The organism is Paraburkholderia sp. J12, assembly GCF_905220215.1.
GTDB lineage: Bacteria > Pseudomonadota > Gammaproteobacteria > Burkholderiales > Burkholderiaceae > Paraburkholderia.
The window spans coordinates 1-18367 of record NZ_CAJMZC010000023.1; the positions used below are offsets into that span (position 1 = coordinate 1).

The window sequence follows — 18367 nt, forward strand, 5'->3', positions numbered from 1 at the left end:
GCGACCATGGCGCCGACCATCAGCACGTCGCCGTGCGCGAAGTTGATGATGCCCAGAATCCCGTACACCATGGTGTAGCCCAGTGCGATGATGGCGTAGATGCTGCCCAGCACCAGCCCATTCAGGATCTGCTGGATGAAGATATCCATTTAATGCTCCTTAGCCCGTGCGACCGGATTCGCGCTCGTCATCGGCCGGTGGGCGATGTTTTTACGGAACCGCAACGACACTCTCGGGTACTGAAGTAAAAGACCGCTAACGGTTGGCCGCAGCCGGTTTGTCTTGCCGCAGCGGTAGCAGCGGCATCACGCACCGGATGCGGATGCAAAAACGGCACCGTCGGATGGTTCGGTGCCGTCGGGTTCAACTACCTGCCACGAGCGCGGCGACGTTCGCACGAGCGGCACGGTGGCCGCCCTTGCATGCGTCGTACGTCATGACTCCCTTTTTCGGGCCGTTTCCGGCGCCGGCGGTGAAAACAGCGCTCGCGCCGGTGCGTACGCGAGCAAGTTGCATGCCAATTCTCATGACATGGGTCACGACGGCGGGGACAGCGGTCATTCCGGTCCTTTTCGCGGCACGCGTCCCGAAGGAGCGCGGCTTGCCGCATTCGTCGTCATGTCCGGAATGCACAACAGCCCCTGCGTGGTGCACAGCCGTAGTCGGCACTGCACCCCTGCCTGCCCTGGCCCCGCTGCCGAACCGCGCATCGCGCGGCGCAACCGCAGCCGCCAGAGACGCGGCATAAGCAAACTTGTCTTGCATTAATCAGGTCTCCTGCACCTTCCGAATTCCTCGCCGGAAGGCTGTCAAGCCCTCAGGACGCGCGCATTGTAACTCCAATTATGCGACGGGCAATATGTTGAACCGGCAGGGTTTTCCTGCATTGCAACCACTTTTTGAGACAAGACGTTAAATACGGTTGCACCAAGGGTTGCGCCATTTTTTCGTGCATCAGTTGCACCAAATGCGAGAAGAATGGCATCAACTGTTGCGACAGGCGGCCGGAATACCTTGACGGGTGGGCGTTCAGTGCCGAAGTCGTGCACGGGCACACGCGCATCCCGGTTGCATCATTTTGGTGCAACGACCTCGTAACGAGCCCAAACACACGTTTTAATTGGGGACGGATTTAAAAATCACGCCGGAAATCCCCACGAGCGACGCCCGGGACAATGGCGATGCAACCGGGTTTTCGGGGTTTTTATTTTTATATGGCCCCAATTTAATCAGCCCCTCGCCCAAACAGGGCTAAAAAGAAAAGCGCGCCCGGGGCGCGCTTTCTTTGGGAACGACTGAAACCGATATCAGGCCGGGATGCCCAGGCCTCGCGGCAACGGAAACGCGATGTTTTCCTCGATGCCGTCGAGCGCGCGCACACTGCGCACGCCCAGTTCGTTCAGCCGGGCGATGATCTGCTGCGCGAGCGCCTCCGGCGCCGAGGCGCCGGCCGTCAGGCCGATGCGGCGCTTGCCCACGAGCCACGCCGGATCGATCTGGTCGGGTGCATCGACCATATAGGCCGTCACGCCGCGCTTCTCGGCCACTTCGCGCAGGCGGTTCGAGTTCGAACTGTTGGGACTGCCCACCACGATCACGAGATCGCACTGCGGCGCCATGAACTTCACCGCGTCCTGGCGATTCTGCGTCGCATAGCAGATGTCCTGCTTCTTCGGCTCGCGAATCGCGGGAAAGCGCGTCTTGAGCGCAGCGATGATCTCGGCGGCGTCATCCACGGAAAGCGTGGTTTGCGTCACGAACGCCACGCGCGCGGGGTCGCGCAGGCGCAGCGCTTCCACGTCGGCGATGTCCTCGACGAGGAACATGCCTTCGCCCGCCTGCCCCATCGTGCCCTCGACCTCCGGATGCCCCTTGTGGCCGATCATCACGATGTCGAGGCCCTCGTCGCGCATCTTGGCCACCTCGACGTGGACCTTGGTGACGAGCGGACAGGTGGCGTCGTAGACGCGCAGGCCGCGCGCCGCGGCGTCCGAGCGCACCGCCTTCGAAACGCCGTGCGCGCTGAAGATCACCGTGTTGCCTGCCGGCACTTCGTCGAGCTGCTCGATGAAGATGGCGCCCTTCTTGCGCAGGTCTTCGACCACATAGGCGTTGTGGACGATCTCGTGACGCACGTAGATAGGCGCGCCGTGCTGCTGGATCGCACGTTCGACGATTTCGATGGCGCGGTCGACACCCGCGCAAAAGCCGCGCGGTTGCGCGAGCAGGATTTCGGCGTCGGCGGTCAAGGACGTGTCCGTGGAGCTCATGGGTTCAGAGGATTCCGATGATTTTCACTTCGAACGCAACCGCCTGGCCTGCAAGCGGGTGGTTGAAATCGAACAGCGCGGAGGTCTCGTTCACCTCCTTGAGCACGCCTGCGTAGCGGCCGCCGTCGGGTGCGTTGAATTCGATCAGGTCGCCGGGCGTGAAATCCTCGCCCACCATACCGTTCTCGCGCAGCGTGGCGAGCGAAACGCGCTGGATCAGGTCGGGATTGCGCTGGCCGAACGCGACACCGGGCGCTAGCTGAAAGGTCGAGTGGTGCCCCACCTTCAAGCCCAGCAAAATGTCTTCCAGCGGCGGCGCGAGTTGCCCGGCGCCCAGCAGCAGCGTGGCGGGCCGGTCAACGAACGTATTGACGATTTCGGTGCCATCGGCGAGCGAAAGCCGGTAGTGAAGCGTCACGTGGGAACCGGGTTTCACCTCGGAGATGTCGATGATGCTCATGCGGTACTCATTTTCGTCTGGACGCGCGCTTCCTATAAGGAGAAGCGCGTGCGCGCCGCGAGGCGCCGGCCCGGCCGCGCGGGGGCGACCGGAAAGGTTCTATTGTAAGCCACATATCCACGGCGGTTGGGCTCGGGCGTATGAAACGCCGCGTGCCCCGCCGCCTCAGAGAGATCACTCAGGGAGATCAGGATGCTGGAAGCCGCTTGCGCGAAGCCCGTCTGGGACGGCGACGATGGAGGGAAGGACGCAGCCATGCCGCTGCCAGCCGCGAATGACGAGGTGCGCTCGCACGCAGCCCGGCTGGCCCTGCCGGGCGCCGACGCAGTCGTGCCGGCACGCGCTCAGGACATGCCGCGCGAACGGCTGCGCACGGCCGGGCCCGGCGCCCTGTCCGATATCGAACTGCTCGCGCTGCTGCTGGGTTCGGGCTTGCCCGGCCACGGGGTCTTCGAAGTCGCCCGCTCGTTGATCGAGCGCTTCGGCAGCTTGCGCGCGATGCTCGACGCGCAGCGCGAAGAACTCGACGGCCTGCGCGGCATCGGCCCCGCCAAAGCGGCGAAGCTCCAGGCCGTGCTGGAACTGGCGCGCCGCGCGCTCGTAGAAGAGTTGAACGACCGCCCCGTCATTGACACCCCGGGCGCCGTGGAAGACTACCTGCGCCTTCTGATCGGCGGCCGGCCGTACGAGGTTTTCGTGTGCCTGTACCTCGACGTGCGCCACCGGCTCATCCGTCCCCCTGAGGAAAGCTCGCGGGGTTCGCTCTCGCGCCTCGTGGTGTACCCGAGGGAAATCGTCCGGCGCACGCTGACACTCAACGCCGCCAGCCTGATCGTCGCCCACAACCATCCTTCGGGGGCGGTGCAGCCGAGCGCAGCCGACCGGCGCCTGACGCGGGTGCTGCGCGAAACACTCGCGCTCGTGGAGGTTCAGTTGATCGACCATCTGGTGATCGGTGCACGCGAAACCTATTCATTCGCGCGCAATGGCTGGAACTGAGGATCGGAAGTGACCGGCGGTAAGGTTGCATGCAGCGCCCGGCCACCCTACCCTGTTGCGCAGAAAAAGGCCCAAAAGGTCCATATCGTGCAGACACTCTCCACACGGCGCAGTCAGCGATATCTGCAAATCGGGTTTGATTTTCCTGCGATTTTTCTGCTAGAATCGTGGTTTGCCTATTTCCAACCCTGTTCCGAAGCCCGTCAAGGCATTCCGGGGGGAAATATGCGCTGGGTTCGAGGTTGTCTCTCATCCATACGTGAGCGCTCCTTTTCCGGCCATATTTCGCCTGGGAAATTTCAGCGGCTCTCGAACTCAGAATTATTGTAGGAGTGCTCTCATGGCACGCGTATGCCAAGTCACTGGGAAAGCGCCGATGAGCGGCAACAACGTTTCCCACGCGAACAACAAGACCAAGCGTCGTTTCCTCCCGAATCTGCAAAACCGCCGGTTCTGGGTTGAAAGCGAAAACCGTTGGGTGCGTCTGCGCATCTCGAACGCAGGCCTGCGCCTGATCGACAAGAACGGCATCGACTCCGTGCTCGCAGATCTGCGTGCGCGCGGCGAAATCTAAGGAGTAAATCATGGCCAAGGGCGTCCGCGACAAGATCAAGCTGGAATCGACCGCAGGTACGGGTCACTTCTACACGACCACGAAGAACAAGCGCAACATGCCGGAAAAAATGTCGATCAAGAAGTTCGACCCGGTTGTTCGCAAGCACGTCGAGTACAAGGAAACCAAGATCAAGTAATTGATCGGGTTTCAAGCCTGACGAAGACAAGAAAAACCCCGCTCTCGCAGCGGGGTTTTTCTTTTGGATCTCGCGTTCCCCACGATCCGCCGAACGCACAGCACTTTCAGCGGCCCTGCCCTGTGTGCGGCTTTTCGTCCTGGCGCCGAAAAGAGTATGCTTCCCGCTTCATCGGCACACGTGCGGCACACACCGCCCGTGCGCCGCAGTAGAACAAGAGACGGAGAAGCAGGACCATGAATTTCGATGTAGCGATCGTCGGCAGCGGACTGGCCGGACTGAGCGTCGCGCTGAATCTCGCCGACACGCGGCGCGTGGTGGTGATCGCCAAGCGCGAGATGACCGAAGGTGCGAGCGATCGCGCGCAAGGCGGCATCGCTGCGGTGCTCGACTCGGCCGACAGCGTCGAGAACCACGTGGACGATACCCTCGTGGCCGGCGGCGGCCTGTGCGACGAGGGTGCGACGCGCTTCATCGTCGAGCATGGCCGTGCGGCCATCGAGTGGCTGATCGCGCAGGACGTGCCGTTCACGAAAGACGCGGCCGCCGAACTGGGCTTTCACCTCACGCGCGAGGGCGGCCACAGCCACCGTCGCATCATCCATGCCGCCGACGCCACGGGCCACGCAGTCGTGCAGACGCTGCTCGAACGCGCGCGCCAGCATCCGAACATCACGATCCTCGAAGACCATCAGGCCATCGACGTCATCACGTCCGATCGCCTCGGCCTGCCCGGGCGCCGCTGCCACGGCCTCTACGCGCTCGACCTGAAAAACGACCGCACCGTGACCATCCAGGCGCCGCATACGGTCCTCGCGACGGGCGGTGCAGGCAAGGTCTATCTCTACACGACGAATCCCGACACGGCCACCGGCGACGGTATCGCGATGGCCTGGCGCGCGGGCTGCCGCGTGGCGAACATGGAGTTCATCCAGTTCCACCCCACCTGTCTCTTCCACCCGCACGCCAAGTCGTTTCTGATCACCGAGGCCGTGCGCGGCGAAGGCGGCGTGCTGCGCCTGCCGGACGGCACGCGCTTCATGCCCGCGCACGATGCGCGCGCCGAGCTGGCGCCGCGCGACATCGTGGCCCGCGCAATCGACTTCGAGATCAAGAAGCACGGCATCGACTGCGTGCATCTGGATATCAGCCACCAGCCGGCGGCGTTTCTCGAAGAGCACTTCCCCACCGTCCTCGCGCGCTGCCGCGAGTTCGGCATCGACATCACGAAAGAGCCCATTCCGGTCGTGCCGGCGGCGCACTACACCTGCGGCGGCGTCGTCACCGACCTCGCCGGCCGCACCGATCTCGCGGGCCTCTACGCGGTCGGCGAGACGTCCTGCACGGGGCTGCACGGCGCGAACCGGCTGGCGAGCAATTCGCTGCTCGAGTGCCTCGTGATCGGCCGCTCGGCTGCCGAGGCGATCGAGGCCGAAGGCTTCGGCGCAGCAGCGCATGCGCCCCTGCCCGACTGGGACGAAAGCCGCGTTTCAGACTCCGACGAAGAAGTGGTGGTCGCCCACAACTGGGACGAGCTGCGCCGGCTGATGTGGAATTACGTGGGCATCGTGCGCACGGACAAGCGGCTCGAACGCGCGCAGCATCGCATCGCCCTGCTGCGCGACGAAATCCTCGAGTACTACGCGAATTTCCGGGTCACGCGCGATCTGCTCGAACTGCGCAATCTGGTCGAGGTGGCATCATTGATCGTCGATAGCGCCCGCCAGCGGCGCGAAAGCCGCGGCCTGCACTACAGCCGCGACTGGCCGAACGCTCTGCCGAAGGCGCTGCCTACCGTTCTCTCGCCCGAGCGAGTACGCAACCGCACGATCCGATAAACGCTCAGGCTTGGCGTCTACCTGTACGCACAGCCTGCGCGCCGCCCCAAAAACGAAGGGCCGCCTCGCAAGAGACGGCCCTTCGGCCATTCAGGCAGTCATGCCGCGCGTGGCTTCAGACGATCCGCATCGAATAGTCGGTCGCGCGCACGTCCTTCGTCAGGGCTCCGATCGAAATGCGATCGACGCCCGTCTCGGCAATCGTGCGCACCGTCTCGAAGTTCACCCCGCCTGAACCCTCGAGCACCGCGCGGCCCGCCGTGAGACGCACGGCGTCGCGCATTGCGTCGAACGAGAAGTTGTCGAGCAGGATCGACGTCGCGCCGTGCGCCAGGGCTTCGTCGAGCTGCGCGAGCGTTTCCACTTCGATCTGGATCGGCACGCCCGCATTCAATGCCAGCGCGGCATCCATCGCCGCACCCACGCCACCCGCCGCGGCGATGTGGTTTTCCTTGATGAGGATGCCGTCGTAAAGCGCCAGCCGCTGGTTCGCCCCGCCGCCCACGCGCACCGCGTACTTCTGCGCGAGGCGCAGGCCAGGCAGGGTCTTGCGCGTATCGACGATACGCGTCTTCGTGTGCGCAATCGCATCCACGTAGCGACGCGTGGCCGTCGCCACGCCCGAGAAGAGCTGCAGGAAATTCATCGCGTTGCGCTCGGCCGTGAGCAGCGCGCGCGCCGGACCGCGCAGCGAGCACACCGTCGACCCGGCGCTCATGCGATCGCCTTCGCGATAGTGCCAGCGCACCTCGATGCGTGGATCGACACTTCGCATCACGCCGTCGAACCACAACACGCCGCACAGCACCGCCTCTTCGCGCACGATGATGCGCGCGTCGCGCATTTCGTCGGCCGGCACGAGACGGCCCGTCTGGTCGCCCGCGCCCACGTCTTCGGCAAGCGCGTCGGCAATGTTGCGCGCGATCGCCGCGTCGAATGCCGCGCCGTATTGCTCACGCACTTCGGCGAGGAGCGGCGAGGCCGCCTCCACGCCCATCAGTTCCATCGCACCCATTTACGCCGCCCCCACGTTCGCGAACAGCGCACCGTCGCGCGCGAGGTCGCCGCTTGCCTGCACGCGGCGCTTGTGTTCCGCCGCAAAGGCGAGCATGCGGTCGATCGGCAAGCGGGCGCGCTCGCCCAGTGCGGAATCGACGAAGATCTCGTTGTGGCCGCGTTCGAGCACGTCGGCGAGATTCTCGAGGCCGTTCATCGCCATCCACGGGCAATGCGCGCAGCTCTTGCAGGTGGCGCTGTTGCCGGCCGTGGGCGCTTCGATGAAGGTCTTGCCGGGTGCGGCGAGCCGCATCTTGTGCAGGATGCCGAGGTCGGTCGCGACGATGAAGCGCTTTGCGTCGAGCTTCACGGCCGCGTCGATGAGCTGCGTGGTGGAGCCGACCACGTCGGCCTGCGCGACCACGCCTTCGGGCGATTCCGGGTGGACCAGCACCTTCGCATCCGGATACTCGGCGCGCAGCAGGTCGAGCTCGATGCCCTTGAATTCATCGTGCACGAGGCACGAACCTTGCCACAAGAGCATGTCCGCGCCGGTCTTCTTCTGGATGTAGCCGCCCAGATGGCGGTCCGGTGCCCAGATGATCTTCTCGCCCTGCGCATGCAGATGCGCGACGATCTCGAGCCCGATCGAGGACGTCACCATCCAGTCCGCACGCGCCTTCACGGCCGCGCTCGTGTTCGCGTACACCACCACAGTGCGGTCCGGGTGCTGGTCGCAGAACGCGGAAAATTCGTCGACGGGGCAACCCAGATCGAGCGAGCAGGTTGCGTCGAGATCCGGCATCAGAATGCGCTTGTTCGGCCCCAGGATCTTCGCGGTCTCGCCCATGAAACGCACGCCTGCGACCACGAGCGTCTGCGCCTCGTGATCGCGGCCGAAGCGCGCCATCTCGAGCGAATCGGCCACACAACCGCCGGTTTCGTCCGCCAGTTCCTGCAACTCGGGATCGACATAATAGTGCGCGACGAGCACTGCCTTCTCGCGCTTGAGCAGCGCACGAATACGCTCCTTCAATGCAATGCGCTCCGCTGCGGACGGTGCATCAGGCACGCGTGCCCAAGCCTCGCCCACCCTGCAGACGGCGCCTTGCGGCCGGTCGTACTCGACCTTCATGATCGCCTGGCTCATGATCTCCCCTTCGACCGAAGTGGGCGCTTCAGCGCCGGCTGCGGTCCCATGCCGATGGCTGCGGAAAATGCCCCTGCAAACGGCAGAGGTTTTCGCGGCCCCAAAAAGAAAAACCCCGCCAACGCGGGGTTTTGTGACGTATCCGAATTCTAATGGATTTTTTTACGTCTCATGCATAGCGGCGAAGACGCGAAGCGAATTCCTGGAGCGCCTTGATGCCGCTTTGTTCGGCACGATGGCACCAATCCTGGAGCTGCGTCAGCAGTTGTTCGCGCGACGCGCTCGAACGGTCCCAGATCGCCGCGAGTTCGTTACGCAGTTCGATGAACGTGCGCAGCTTCTGGCTGTCCGCGAAGATCTGCGGCAACTGGCGCTTTTGCGGCTCGTTCAGGCTGCCTTCTTCCTTGTCGAACCACTTGCGCGCACCGCGCATCAGCAGGTACTTCTCGCGCGCGCCCACTTCCTTGAGGTGCGCGAGCTCCTGGCGATACGCCTGCTTCACGGCCTTCGCATAACGCGCCATCACTTCATAGCGGTTCGACAGTACGGCCTGCAGCGTTTCGTGATCGGGCACGAGCTTGCCCGCGATGAGACGCGGCGTGGGCGCGACCTTCTTGACCTTCGCGAGACCGCACATCGACATCAGGCGGATATACATCCAGCCGATGTCGAACTCGTACCACTTGTTCGAGAGCTTCGCCGAGGTCGCGAAGGTGTGGTGGTTGTTGTGCAGTTCCTCGCCGCCGATGATGATGCCGATCGGGAACAGGTTCGTGCTGGCGTCCGCCGAGTTGAAGTTGCGGTAGCCCCAGAAGTGGCCGAGCCCGTTGACGACGCCGGCCGCCCAGAACGGGATCCACGCCATCTGCACGGCCCACACGGTCAGGCCGACCGCGCCGAAGAGCGCCACGTCCATGACCATCATGATGCTCACGCCGAGGATCGGATAGCGCGTGTACACGTTGCGCTCCATCCAGTCGTTGGGCGTGCCGTGGCTGAAGCGGCGCAGCGTTTCTTCGTTCTTCGCTTCGGTGCGATAGAGTTCCGCGCCTTCGAGCAGCACCTTCCAGATGCCGCGCGTTTGCGGGCTGTGCGGATCTTCTTCGGTCTCGCACTTGGCGTGGTGCTTGCGGTGGATCGCGGCCCACTGGCCGGTGAGCATGCCCGTGGTCATCCACAGCCAGAAGCGGAAGAAGTGGCTCACGGCCGGATGCAGGTCGAGCGCACGGTGCGCCTGGCAGCGATGCAGGTAGACGGTGACGCCGACGATCGTGATGTGCGTTGCGATCGCCGCGAACAGCAGGATCTGCCACCACGAGAAATGCAGCAGCCCGTGGGCGAGGAAATCTAACAGGGAGTTCAACAAGGTCTATACCCGTGTAGCGAATGACTACGGACTTACGGGTGGCCGGAGTCAGGAAAGTGAAAGCACTGCGATAGGGTTCGACGGCATTCTACTCGAACCGTTCCAAGTGTTTGTAACAAATAGAGATTTTTTTCTCTATCGGAGCCCGCGTCAATGGCTGAATGCACCGAGGAGGCGGTTTGCCGCACCGCGCACCGTTCAGGACGCCGGCCGCGTGCCTCCCATCCGTCCCTCTAATCCCGCGCCGCCGCCCCATCGGCATCCTGCCCGTGTTGTCGGACCGCCACGGTTGCGGCGGCCAGCGCCGCGCCGTCCGCGCCGACGATCCGCACCTCGCGCTGGGCGAACGGAATCGAAATGCCATGCTCGCCAAAAAGGCGCCAGATGTTCAGGTTCACGGCCGAGCGCACGCCCGAGGTACCGGCGGCCGCATCGTCGATCCAGAAACCCAGCTCGAGGTTGATGCCGTCCGCGCCGAACCCCACCAGGTACGCTGTCGGGGCCGGATCGGTCAGCACACGGCTCACGCCCTCGGCCGCGCGGGCGAGCAAGCCAAGCGCGAAATCGAGATCCGTGTCGTAAGCCACCTGCACCGGCGCCTTGGCGTAGCCGCGCGTCAAATACGACGACTGGTTCTGCACCACGTCGGTAATCAGCTTTTCGTTCGGGATCAGCGTTTCCACGCCGTCGAGGCCGCGCACGACCGTGTAGCGCGTGCGGATCTGCGTGACCTTGCCCGCGAGACCGCTCACATTGATCGTATCGCCGAGGCGCAGCGACCGGTCGATCAGAATGATGAAACCTGAGACATAGTTGCTGGCGATCTTCTGCAGCCCGAAGCCGAGGCCGACGCCCAGCGCGCCGCCGAACACCCCGAGCACGGTGATGTCGATGCCGACGATCGAGAGGCTGAACAGCACCGCCGCGAACACCAGCAGCGCCCGGCCCACGCGCGCGAGCACGACGCGCAGGTTCGCGTCGAGGGTGGTGGCGCGCATGAGGCGCTCTTCGAGCACCGAGCCCGCCCAGATGGCCACCACCATCGTCACGCACACCCACAGCACGCCACTGGAGAGCGACAGCAGGCTCACATGCGCCGAGCCGATGCGAAAGCGCACGCTCCCCATCCAGTCGAGCACGTCGTCCTGGATGCCGAGCACGGTCAGCACCATGCCCACCCAGACGATCAGCGAGACGAGCTTCTCGACGATCGAAAGCCACGCGTGCGTCTCGCCCTTGCTGCCGAACACCCGGCGCGCGAAAAAGAACGCGAAGTAGATGAGCCCGATGCCGATGAGCGGCACGAGCGCGAGGTTGAGGAGCGAAGTGTGGATGAAATTGCCGGCGATCGCGCGCGCGACCCAGACGCAGCCCGCGCCGATCAGCGGAAAGAGCGCCTTGGCGAAGCTTTCGGCGCCGAACTGCCGCGCCTCGTCGGGCGTCCGCCGGCGCGCTTCGAGCGCGCGGCGCAGCAGGCGCGCGAGCACCCAGGCGACCAGCAGCGCGCCGATCAGCACGCCGGCCTGCCAGAGGATAACGGGCTGGCCGTAGTCGCGGAGCACCCCGCCCAGCATGTGAGAGAGCAGTCGGTTTTCGAACATGATGCGTGAAGTGCGCAGCGCGCGTTCGCCCGGCACCTGCCGGGGAACGTGCGCTGTACTGTCTTGCTAAGGCTGGGCAGCCAGCCCGTAGAGCCGCTGGCGCCAGTCGCGCGGATTACTCGAGCGCGGCATCCGGCTCGTCGGCGGTGTCGCTCGCCTTCGCGATCGCATCGGCCGTTTCCTGCTGCGCCGCCGATTCGTCCGGCGTGGCGGCCGCCTTTGCCTGCTGGGTCTTCGGCCGGGCGTCGCCGCGGCGCTCCAGCACCGCCGCGAAAAAGCCGTCCGTGGCGTGGCGATGCGGCCAGAGCGACAGGTAGTCGCCCGTCTCGAGGTCAACGCGCTGCTCTGCGAGCACGTCGCGCGCGCTCACCAGCTCGAACTCCGGATGCGCTTCGAGGAACTGCTTCACCACGCCCTCGTTCTCGGCTTCGAGGATGCTGCAGGTCGCGTACACGAGCCGGCCGCCGCGCTTGAGCAGGCGCGCGGCGCTCGTGAGAATCGACAGTTGCTTCGGCGCGAGCTCCGCCACCGACTCGGGCGTCTGGCGCCACTTGAGGTCGGGGTTGCGGCGCAGCGTGCCGAGGCCCGAGCACGGCGCATCCACCAGCACGCGGTCGATCTTGCCGACGAGGCGCTTGATCTTCGCGTCGTGCTCGCTGTCGATCAGCACCGGATTGACGTTCGACAGCCCGCTACGCGCAAGGCGCGGCTTGAGCTTGGCGAGGCGCCGGTCCGACACGTCGAATGCGTAGAGACGGCCCGTCGAGCGCATCATCGCGCCGAGTGCGAGGGTCTTGCCGCCCGCGCCCGCGCAGAAGTCGACGATCATCTCGCCGCGGCGCGGCGCCACGAGCGAGCAGAGCAGCTGGCTGCCCTCGTCCTGTACTTCGAACCAGCCGTTCTTGAACGCGTCGAGCTTCGAGAGCGCCGGCTTGCCGACCACCCGCACGCCGAACGGCGCGAACGGCGTTTCGCCGGCTTCGATGCCCGCTTCGCCCAGCGCACGCAGCAACTCGTCGCGGCTCGCCTTGATGGGATTCGCGCGCAGGTCCAGCGGCGCCGGGTAGTTCAGCGCCGCGGCCAGTTGCGCGAGCTCGGCCGGCTCGAAGCGCGGTTCGAGCGCGCGCACGATCCAGTCGGGCAGGTTCAGCTGCACGCGCTGCGGCAGGCTCGCCGGGTCGACCTTCGCGACGTGCTCGAGCCAGTTCGCTTCAGCGTCCGAGACGAACGGGCGAATGGCCGTGCGGCCCGCCGTCGCCATCAGGCCGAGCAGCGCCAGGCGCCGCGCCGGGCTGCCGGTGCCGCTCTCGGCCAGATGCGCGAACTCCATGCGGCGGCGCAGGACCGCGAACACGGCTTCGGCAATCACGCCGCGCTCGCCGTGACCGAGCTTCGGATGCTCGCGGAAGAAGCGGCTCGTCACCGCGTCGGCGGGGCCCGTGAACTTGAGGACGTCGGCCAGCAACGTCTCGGTTTGTCCAATCAGGAATCCATGTAGCCTCATACGCCCTCCCCGGCGGCCTGTGTCGTTGCGTTTGCGTTGGTATTGTCAAGGAAAAGCCACTGCGGCTCGGGCGGCGTGAGCGTCACGTGCGCGCCGTCGAGCGCCACGCGCCCTTCGACGAACCAGCGCACCGCGCGCGGATAGATCACGTGCTCGGTCGCCAGCACGCGCGCGGCCAGCGCCGCGGCGTCGTCGCCCGCGCGCACCGGCACGGCCGCCTGCGCGACGATAGGGCCATGATCGAGCTTCGACGTGACGAAATGCACCGTGGCGCCATGCACGCGGCAGCCGGCGTCGAGCGCCTGCTGGTGCGTCTTGAGCCCCGGAAAGCTTGGCAGGAGCGAGGGATGGATATTGAGCATCCGACCCGCATAATGGTCGACGAAGCCTTCGGTCAGCACGCGCATGAAGCCCGCGAGAACGACGAGGTCCGGCGCATAGCCGTCGATGGTCTGGGCGAGCGCCGCGTCGAATGCAGCGCGATCGGGATACGGGCGGTGATCGACGACCGCCGTGGCAATACCGTGCGACGCCGCGAATGCGAGGCCTGCGGCGTCGGAACGGTTTGCAATCACGGCGGCGATCTTCGCCGGCCAGGCTTCGTGCGCACAGGCGCGCACGATGGCTTCCATGTTGCTGCCCCGTCCCGAGATCAGGATGACGAGATTTTTCATCCGCGGATTTTATCATTGCGGACAAGGCCCGACGCCCGGACGGCGGCGGCCCGCGCCCTGAGCGTTTATAATCTTCTGTTTCGTCGCGGCCTGCGGGCGCGGCGGCTGGCGCAATGCCTCGCAACGTCGGGCAAGGCCCCAGGCGAAATCCGGCCAACCGAGGCCGCATCAGGTCACATTAGCCCCCTAACCGGTCCGAACCGCTATCGTGAGAGTCTTCCGCGGTCTTCCCAACGCCGAGAGCCGGGCGCCCTGCGCGCTCACCATCGGCAACTTCGACGGTGTCCACCGCGGGCATCAGGCGCTGCTCGCGCGCGTGCGCGCGGCGGCGGACGCGCGCGGCCTGCCCGTCTGCGTGATGACCTTCGAGCCGCACCCGCGCGAGTTCTTCAACCCGGCGGGCGCGCCGCCGCGCATCGCGATGCTGCGCGACAAGCTGGAGGCCCTGCGCGATAACGGCGTGGACCGCGTGGTGGTCGAGCACTTCAACCACACCTTCGCGAGCCAGTCGCCCGATGCGTTCGTCGAGCGCATCATCGTGGGCGGCCTGCACGCGCGCTGGATGATGATCGGCGACGACTTCCGCTATGGCGCGAAGCGCGCGGGCGACTTCGATTCGCTCAAGGCGGCCGGCGAGCAGTACGGCTTCGAAGTCGAGCAGATGGCGACCGTGGCCGACCCGTCGGGCGCGCGCATCTCCAGCTCGGCCGTGCGCGCCCAGCTGCAGGCGGGCGACCTCGATGCGGCGCGCGCCGCGCTGGGCCGCGGCTATGCGATCAGCGGCCACGTGGTGCATGGCCAGAAGCTCGGCCGCGACCTCGGCTTTCCCACGCTGAACCTGCCGATCGGCCACAAGCGCCCGGCGCTGAACGGCATTTTCGTCGTGCAGGTGCACGGTCTCGCCGATCATCCGCTGCCCGGCGTGGCGAGCCTCGGCGTGCGCCCGACCGTGGACGATTCGGGCCGCGTGCTGCTCGAAGTGCATCTGCTCGACTGGCACGGCAGCGCGTACGGCAAGCTCGTGCGCGTCGAATTCCTGAAGAAGCTGCGCGACGAAGAGAAGTTCGTGGACCTCGAAACGCTCGGCGCCGCCATCGCGCGCGACGTGGTCAACGCGCGCGCCTGGTTCGCCGCCGCCGGCGCCGATGCGTCCGGCTCCCGTTCCACCGGATTCGCCACCTCGGCCACCGACCGAATTAGGTGACCCGCGGCCCGTGCGCGCGCCATCGGGCGCGTGCATGGATCGCCCGCCCCCTGCGCTGCCCGCCCGCTTCCATGCAGGCAGCGCGCGAGGCGACGGTTGCGCGGCTACGCCGCTCTGTCCGACGCCGTGCATCCCCCGAATTCACCGTGATCTCACCATGAGCGACAAAAAAGCATCCTCCGGCAAGGCCGGGCAGAAGTCCGAATCGAAATACCCCGTCAATCTGCTGGACACGCCGTTCCCCATGCGCGGCGATCTGCCGAAGCGCGAGCCGCAATGGGTCAAGGAATGGCAGGACGGCAAGATCTACGAGAAGATCCGCGCCGCCTCGAAGGGCCGCAAGAAGTTCATCCTGCACGACGGCCCGCCGTATGCGAACGGCGACATCCACCTCGGCCATGCGGTGAACAAGATCCTCAAGGACATGATCGTCAAGGCGCGCAACCTGGCGGGCTATGACGCGGTATACGTGCCGGGCTGGGACTGCCACGGCATGCCGATCGAAATCCAGATCGAAAAGCAGTTCGGCAAGTCGCTGCCGGCCCAGGAAGTCATGAAGAAGGCGCGCGAGTACGCGGCCGGCCAGATCGAGACGCAGAAGGCCGGCTTCCGGCGCCTCGGCGTGCTGGGCGACTGGGACAACCCGTACAAGACCATGAACTTCGCCAACGAGGCCGGCGAGATCCGCGCGCTCGCGAAGATCATGGAGAAGGGTTATGTGTTCCGTGGCCTGAAGCCCGTGAACTGGTGCTTCGACTGCGGCTCGGCGCTCGCCGAAGCGGAAGTCGAGTACAAGGACAAGACCGACCCGACCATCGACGTGCTGTTCCCGTTCGCGCAGCCCGCGGAAACGGCCGCTGCCTTCGGCCTCGCGGCCCTGCCGCGCCAGGAAGGCGGCATCGTGATCTGGACCACCACGCCCTGGACCATTCCCGCCAACCAGGCGCTCAACGTCCATCCGGAGGTGGTGTACGCGCTCGTCGACACGCAGCGCGGCCTGCTGATCCTCGCCGAAGAGCGCGTGGAAGCCTGCATGAAGGACTTCGGCCTCGAAGGCCGCGTGCTCGCCACGGCGCCGGGCGAAAAGCTCGCGAACCTGCGCTTTCATCACCCGCTCGCCGCCGCGCATCCGGGCTACAAGCGCACCTCGCCGATCTACCTCGGCGACTACGTGACGACCGACACCGGCACCGGCATCGTCCACTCGGCGCCCGCCTACGGCGTGGAAGACTTCGTCTCGTGCAAGGCGCACGGCATGGCCGATTCGGACATCATCAGCCCGGTGATGGGCGACGGCCGCTATATCGAATCGCTGCCGCTCTTCGGCGGCCTCTCGATCTGGAGCGCGAACCCGAAGGTCGTCGAAGCGCTCGACGCGGCCGGCACGCTCCTGCGCAGCGAAAAGTACCAGCACAGCTACATGCACTGCTGGCGCCACAAGACGCCCATCATCTACCGCGCCACTTCGCAGTGGTTCGCGGGCATGGACGTGACCCCGAAGGGCGGCGGCAAGACGCTGCGCGAAACGGCGCTCGAAGGCATCGAGGCGACCGCGTTTTATCCCTCGTGGGGCAAGCAGCGCCTCTACGCGATGATCGCGAACCGCCCGGACTGGACGCTCTCGCGCCAGCGCCAATGGGGCGTGCCGATGGCGTTCTTCGTGCACAAGGAAACCGGCGAGCTGCATCCGCGCACGCCGGAGCTGCTCGAGGAAGTCGCGAAGCGCGTGGAAAAGGAAGGCATCGAAGCATGGCAGACGCTCGATCCGCGCGAGCTGATCGGCGACGACGCCAACCTGTACGAGAAGAATCGCGACACGCTCGACGTGTGGTTCGACTCGGGCACGACGCACTGGCACGTGCTGCGCGGCTCGCACAAGGACGAACTGCAGTTCCCGGCCGACCTCTACCTCGAAGGCTCGGACCAGCACCGCGGCTGGTTCCACTCGTCGCTGCTCACGGCTTCGATGCTCGACGGCCGCCCGCCCTACGACGCCCTCCTCACGCACGGCTTCACCGTGGACGGTGAAGGCCGCAAGATGTCGAAGTCGCTCGGCAACGGCGTCGATCCGCATGAAGTGGCGAACCGTCTGGGCGCGGAAATCATCCGCCTGTGGATCGCCTCGACCGACTATTCGGGCGAGCTCGCGATCTCGGAGGAAATCCTCAAGCGCGTGACGGAAAGCTATCGCCGGATCCGCAACACGCTGCGCTTTTTGCTCGCGAATCTCTCGGACTTCGAGTTCGACAAAAACGCGCTGCCCGCCGACGAGTGGCTCGAAATCGACCGTTACGCCGTGGCGCTCACGCACACGCTGCAAAACGACGTGCTCTCGCACTACGACCGCTACGAGTTCCACCCGGTCGTCGCGAAGCTGCAGACGTTCTGCTCGGAAGACCTGGGCGGCTTCTACCTCGACGTACTGAAGGACCGCCTCTACACGAGCGCGCCGGATTCGAAGGCCCGCCGCGCCGCGCAGACCGCGCTCCATCACATCACGCACAGCCTGCTGCGCATCCTCGCGCCGTTCCTCTCGTTCACGGCCGAAGAAGCGTGGAAGGTGTTCCAGCCGAATAACGAAACGATCTTTACCGAAACGTTCCATGCGTTCCCGGACATCGCCCAGGCCGACGACCTGATCGCCAAATGGACGCTCCTGCGCGACGTGCGCAGCAACGTGACGAAGGCGCTGGAAGAGGCCCGCGTGGCGAACCAGATCGGCTCGTCGCTGCAGGCCGAAGTGCGCATTCTCGCGAGCGGCGCGCGCTACGAGGCCCTCGCCGCGCTCGGCGACGACCTGAAGTTCGTGCTGATCACCTCGGCGGCGAACGTCGTCAAGGTGGACAACGAAGCCGATGAAGCCGTCGAGGTCATCACGTCGAAGTACCTCAAGTGCGAGCGCTGCTGGCACTACCGCGAAGACGTGGGCGCCCACGCGGAGCATCCGGGCCTGTGCGGCCGGTGCGTGGCGAATCTGTTCGGCAACGGCGAAACGCGGAGCGCGGCATAATGGCCAAGACCCTGCCGAAACAATCGCGTACCGGTGGCAGCGGCGGCACGCTCGCGCCGTGGCTGGGCGTCGCGGTGATCGTGATCCTCGCCGACCAGCTCACGAAGATCGCCATCGCCAAGGTGTTCAGCTACGGCGAAGGCCGCGCGATCACGCCGTTCTTCAACCTCGTGCTCGTGTACAACAAGGGCGCCGCATTCAGCTTCCTCGCCGCGGCGGGCGGCTGGCAGCGCTGGGCGTTCACGGCGCTCGGCGTGGTCGCGGCGCTCGTGATCTGCTACCTGCTCAAGCGTCACGGCACGCAGCGCCTGTTCTGCACCGCACTCTCGCTGATCCTCGGCGGCGCGCTCGGCAACGTGCTGGACCGGCTGATGTATGGCCACGTGATCGACTTCCTCGACTTCCACGTGGGCACGTGGCACTGGCCGGCGTTCAACGTCGCGGACAGCGCGATCTGCGTGGGCGCCGTGCTGCTCGTGTTCGACGAGCTGCGCCGCGTGCGCGGAGCCCGCTGAACCCGCGCCTGAGGTTCGACGGCGGTGG

General features: G+C 65.7%; 16 protein-coding genes. 7 read left to right on the plus strand and 9 right to left on the minus strand.

All coding sequences use genetic code 11. From position 1 onward, the window contains the following. The 3 genes from U5760_RS29645 to U5760_RS29655 form a co-directional block, all read right to left on the minus strand. Positions 1-149, minus strand: a 149-nt coding sequence (locus tag U5760_RS29645) for an ABC transporter permease subunit (protein WP_415914204.1), incomplete at its 3' end; no start/stop codon positions are given. Between the two features lie 1158 nt (positions 150-1307). After that, the gene (ispH, locus tag U5760_RS29650) at positions 1308-2270 is read right to left on the minus strand and encodes a 4-hydroxy-3-methylbut-2-enyl diphosphate reductase (protein WP_322015879.1); all 963 of its coding nucleotides are present in this window, start codon (positions 2268-2270) and stop codon (positions 1308-1310) included. A gap of 4 nt (positions 2271-2274) precedes the next feature. Then, entirely contained in the window at positions 2275-2730 is a 456-nt protein-coding gene (locus U5760_RS29655; protein WP_322015880.1) for a peptidylprolyl isomerase, read from the minus strand. Positions 2731-2922: 192 nt separating this feature from the next. Between U5760_RS29655 and radC the strand changes: the two genes are divergently transcribed. The 4 genes from radC (at position 2923) to nadB (ending at position 6319) form a co-directional block, all read left to right on the plus strand. Next, positions 2923-3729, plus strand: a complete 807-nt coding sequence (radC, locus tag U5760_RS29660) for a RadC family protein (RefSeq protein WP_322015881.1) — start codon at positions 2923-2925, stop codon at positions 3727-3729. A 340-nt stretch (positions 3730-4069) separates the two neighbouring features. After that, positions 4070-4303 (plus strand): 50S ribosomal protein L28, encoded by a 234-nt coding sequence (gene rpmB / locus U5760_RS29665; RefSeq protein ID WP_027817503.1) that lies wholly within the window; start codon positions 4070-4072, stop codon positions 4301-4303. Positions 4304-4313: 10 nt separating this feature from the next. Beyond that, a complete protein-coding gene (gene rpmG, locus U5760_RS29670; protein WP_027794136.1) occupies positions 4314-4481 on the plus strand; it encodes a 50S ribosomal protein L33 in 168 nt (55 codons plus the stop codon). A 236-nt stretch (positions 4482-4717) separates the two neighbouring features. After that, on the plus strand, positions 4718-6319 hold the full coding sequence (gene nadB, locus U5760_RS29675) for an L-aspartate oxidase (RefSeq protein WP_322015882.1): 1602 nt from the start codon (positions 4718-4720) through the stop codon (positions 6317-6319). Positions 6320-6434: 115 nt separating this feature from the next. On the opposite strand, the gene nadC is transcribed toward nadB, so the two are convergent. From nadC to purN, 6 genes are all read right to left on the minus strand, one after another. Then, on the minus strand, positions 6435-7334 hold the full coding sequence (nadC, locus tag U5760_RS29680) for a carboxylating nicotinate-nucleotide diphosphorylase (protein WP_322015883.1): 900 nt from the start codon (positions 7332-7334) through the stop codon (positions 6435-6437). Further along, positions 7335-8465 carry a quinolinate synthase NadA gene (nadA, locus tag U5760_RS29685; protein ID WP_322015884.1) on the minus strand — a complete coding sequence of 377 codons (1131 nt, stop codon included), beginning with the start codon at positions 8463-8465 and terminating at the stop codon, positions 7335-7337. A gap of 169 nt (positions 8466-8634) precedes the next feature. Continuing rightward, positions 8635-9831, minus strand: a complete 1197-nt coding sequence (locus U5760_RS29690) for an acyl-CoA desaturase (RefSeq protein ID WP_322015885.1) — start codon at positions 9829-9831, stop codon at positions 8635-8637. Between the two features lie 233 nt (positions 9832-10064). Further along, on the minus strand, positions 10065-11432 hold the full coding sequence (locus U5760_RS29695) for a mechanosensitive ion channel family protein (protein WP_322015886.1): 1368 nt from the start codon (positions 11430-11432) through the stop codon (positions 10065-10067). A gap of 115 nt (positions 11433-11547) precedes the next feature. After that, on the minus strand, positions 11548-12936 hold the full coding sequence (locus U5760_RS29700) for an RsmB/NOP family class I SAM-dependent RNA methyltransferase (protein WP_322015887.1): 1389 nt from the start codon (positions 12934-12936) through the stop codon (positions 11548-11550). Next, positions 12933-13610 (minus strand): phosphoribosylglycinamide formyltransferase, encoded by a 678-nt coding sequence (purN, locus tag U5760_RS29705; RefSeq protein ID WP_322015888.1) that lies wholly within the window; start codon positions 13608-13610, stop codon positions 12933-12935. Before purN ends, U5760_RS29700 begins: the two co-directional genes overlap by 4 nt. 208 nt (positions 13611-13818) lie before the next feature. Between purN and U5760_RS29710 the strand changes: the two genes are divergently transcribed. From U5760_RS29710 to lspA, 3 genes are all read left to right on the plus strand, one after another. Then, entirely contained in the window at positions 13819-14814 is a 996-nt protein-coding gene (locus U5760_RS29710) for a bifunctional riboflavin kinase/FAD synthetase (protein WP_322015889.1), read from the plus strand. 157 nt (positions 14815-14971) lie between these two features. Further along, on the plus strand, positions 14972-17824 hold the full coding sequence (ileS, locus tag U5760_RS29715; protein WP_322015890.1) for an isoleucine--tRNA ligase: 2853 nt from the start codon (positions 14972-14974) through the stop codon (positions 17822-17824). After that, positions 17824-18339 (plus strand): signal peptidase II, encoded by a 516-nt coding sequence (gene lspA / locus U5760_RS29720; RefSeq protein WP_322015891.1) that lies wholly within the window; start codon positions 17824-17826, stop codon positions 18337-18339. Before ileS ends, lspA begins: the two co-directional genes overlap by 1 nt. The last annotated feature ends 28 nt before the right edge of the window (positions 18340-18367 follow it).